Source organism: Corynebacterium sp. NML130628 (assembly GCF_001875665.1).
Lineage (GTDB): Bacteria > Actinomycetota > Actinomycetes > Mycobacteriales > Mycobacteriaceae > Corynebacterium.
Map to the genome: position 1 here is coordinate 1 of NZ_MLAL01000005.1, position 2,777 is coordinate 2,777.

The window sequence follows — 2,777 nt, forward strand, 5'->3', positions numbered from 1 at the left end:
CAAGAAGGAACCGTGGCGTAGTTTCGGGATAGTCACATCGACGGTGTTGACCCGTGTATCCAGTAGTCGGTGGCGGTAGCCGTTGCGGTGGTTGACGCGGTTGTCGCTGGTGGTGCCGTAGTCAGCGTCGCAGACAGCATCGGCTTGGGTAGATAGAATTTGGTTGATGAAATCACCGAGCATCTCACGCATCAGATCGGGTGATGCGTGGGTGAGGAGCTCTTCGAGATACGCGGTCGGGTCGATATGATGGGGGTCATTCGCATGCCTGAAGAACTTCTCACTCGCTACCAACGCGTGCGCCGCGATGAGCTTCTCGCCAGCCAGCGAAGGATCGACCGACTAAGCGTAGCGCTGGCGAAGACGAGATGAACGCCGTAGAGGCGGCCAGAAAGCCGCACAACGCTGGAAAACAGACCCAAACGGCGAATACGCACAAGCACAGCGCGACATGCTTAAAAAGCGAACCAGCAGCGTAAACGGCAGGGGAATGAGACCCGTGCACAGGTTTATGCCATATACGCTTCGGTGCTTGCTCAGACAGGTAAAGCCCCAACAGGGTCTGAGATTGGAAGAGAGTTGGGGATCACTAGGAAGACAGCGAGTGTCCATTTAAGGTCGCTACGGAACGCGGGAATGATCGAATAAAAAATGTAACCCGCCGTAAGCAATATACGGTTCCCCTGCCCTGTGGCAGTGTGGTGTGGTTTTCTTTTTCGATGAGAGAGCAACGGTCTACAGGTTGCCGGGAACTTCGTTTAAGCGATTGGGTGGAATGATCGACACGCCCTTAATTGCGTAATACGATAATTGCATGCCTGTTAATATCACCGAGAAACAGCTGAACGCCTGGGTTGCCGAGGCGGAGGATGGCTATGACGTCGATGCGCTGAAGAAGCGCGGACGGGGGCGTCCGGGTCGTGGCCCCGAAGCTTCCCAGGTGGTTACGGTTCGTCTCACCCCGGAGGAGTTGGAGTCGCTCGACAGGCTCGCCGCCGAAAAGCATCTGTCGCGTTCAGAGATGATGCGTCAGGCGATCACCGCTCTCACTGCGGCATGAGGGTGGCGTCATCTGCCACCAAGCACGGCATCAGTGAGGAAGACGGCACCCATGCCGCTTCATTTCCGACATGGGTCGCATCCCTTGATGATGATTCCGCGCAATGGCGTGAACTGCGCCTCGGGTTCGACACCCACGCCCGCCTTTTGGAAACTGTCGTGGTTGTCGCCTCCGATGGGGACGAATTACTGATTCACGCAATGAAGACGCGGTCGAAATACGTCGATCTCCTTAGGTAACCGCCGGGTGCACCGGTGGTTACCTAAGGAGTACTGAGTTATCTGAGCGTGGCCTACGGCCAGTAACCTAGTTTCTGGAGGAATCAATCAAGCTAGGTAGATCATCTGAGGAGGATGTCATGAAAGAGCATCTACACCCATCTTTGGTGAGGCTGTACGGTGGTGCGTCTGATGATGACGTCTTTCTTTACATCGATGAGTCGTACTCGGTGCCTGACGAATACGAGAGCGGGTCCTTTTATATCTTGGCAGCAGTGAAGCTTCGCTATGGGGATCTTGAGGAAACCCGCGAGACTCTTCGCAATATTTCGGAGAAGAATTATTGGCACACAACAGATGAGCTCCGCACCTCTGAAGGTAAGTACCGTACCGTCGAGATGCTGAAGCAGCTCGAATCATGGGGAGATAAACACCTTGTTTCTATTGAAATTCCCCTGCAGTCTGGGAGAGACCTTGAGCAGGCTAGGGGAGATTGCTTAAGGGCTCTGGTAGAGCATATCTACGGGAGCGCACGCGATAATCCTCCGGCAGGGCTCATCTTCGAAAAGCGATTAAGACGAGTTGACGATAATCGGGATCGGCGTCTGGTTAAGAAGCTCAAGCAGGAGGGTATCTTTCCTCGTGAGGTAGGCGTAGCTTGGGTTAGCCCATCTGATGAGCGGCTTCTATGGGCTCCGGATATAACTTGTATGGTCTACCGACGTCAGATTACGCACAAGGGCAGAAACGAAACCGGGGACTACTTCGAGACCTACCTGGAGCCGCACTCTACGATTATCTATGCAGCTCCCCAGAAGAAATAAAATGGCCCGCACCTGCCAGTAGCTACAGTGCGGGCCGAGTCGATGTTCATCTCTCAATGAAGATCAACTCCACACCCTTGAGGATAGCGTTCTGCTTCAGGAAGGGCAAACCTCAACCTTTTCCGTGTCTTCGTCAAGAGCTTGTTGGCAGTTGTTGCTTCCCCTCGTGACTTCTTTATATGTCGACACAGAATCATCCTATCTCCATTAGCATCGCGTTGATTAGCCGCTGATGCATCGACTTCTGACAAGGGGTGGGGGCCGACCCCTGGTTTCAACTGCTGTGGTTTATCACCGTGCCCAGCATGACCGACCCTTATCGCGTCTACGACCAGGTCTTTATCGACGGCACCTACTTCCACAAGAAATGCCTGCTCGTTGCATGTACCGACACACACGTCATTGCCTGGCACTGGTGTGTGCGTGAAAGCTCATCCGAGTACCTCAAACTCCTCGACAAGATCGCCCCACCGCTGATCATCACCACTGACGGTTCAGGAGGAGCCTTAAAAGCAATCCGTAGCAAATGGCCCCACGTAGCCGTACAACGCTGTCTTGTCCACGTACAACGCAACACGTTGAGCGATATCAGCAAAAACCCGATCCACCCAGCACATAAAGCAATCCGCAAGCTTGGCTACATGCTCGTCAACGTTGCTGATACCGATGATGCCG

General features: G+C 53.9%; 5 protein-coding genes and 1 pseudogene. 5 read left to right on the plus strand and 1 reads right to left on the minus strand.

The window, feature by feature from the left end; all coding sequences use genetic code 11:
• Positions 1–294, minus strand: a 294-nt coding sequence (locus tag BJP07_RS00450) for a transposase (RefSeq protein ID WP_177222484.1), incomplete at its 3' end; no start/stop codon positions are given.
• Positions 295–528: 234 nt separating this feature from the next.
• Here BJP07_RS00450 and BJP07_RS11350 point away from each other — a divergent pair.
• From BJP07_RS11350 to BJP07_RS00475, 5 genes and pseudogenes are all read left to right on the plus strand, one after another.
• Positions 529–648, plus strand: coding sequence for a helix-turn-helix domain-containing protein (locus tag BJP07_RS11350; protein ID WP_255365869.1), 120 nt, complete (start codon positions 529–531; stop codon positions 646–648).
• Between the two features lie 166 nt (positions 649–814).
• Entirely contained in the window at positions 815–1,060 is a 246-nt protein-coding gene (locus BJP07_RS00460) for a ribbon-helix-helix domain-containing protein (protein WP_071565554.1), read from the plus strand.
• A complete protein-coding gene (locus BJP07_RS00465) occupies positions 1,057–1,299 on the plus strand; it encodes a toxin (protein ID WP_071565555.1) in 243 nt (80 codons plus the stop codon). Before BJP07_RS00460 ends, BJP07_RS00465 begins: the two co-directional genes overlap by 4 nt.
• Before the next feature lie 119 nt (positions 1,300–1,418).
• Positions 1,419–2,102, plus strand: coding sequence for a DUF3800 domain-containing protein (locus BJP07_RS00470; protein ID WP_071565556.1), 684 nt, complete (start codon positions 1,419–1,421; stop codon positions 2,100–2,102).
• A gap of 269 nt (positions 2,103–2,371) precedes the next feature.
• Positions 2,372–2,777, plus strand: a pseudogene (locus BJP07_RS00475) (transposase); the annotation flags it as partial.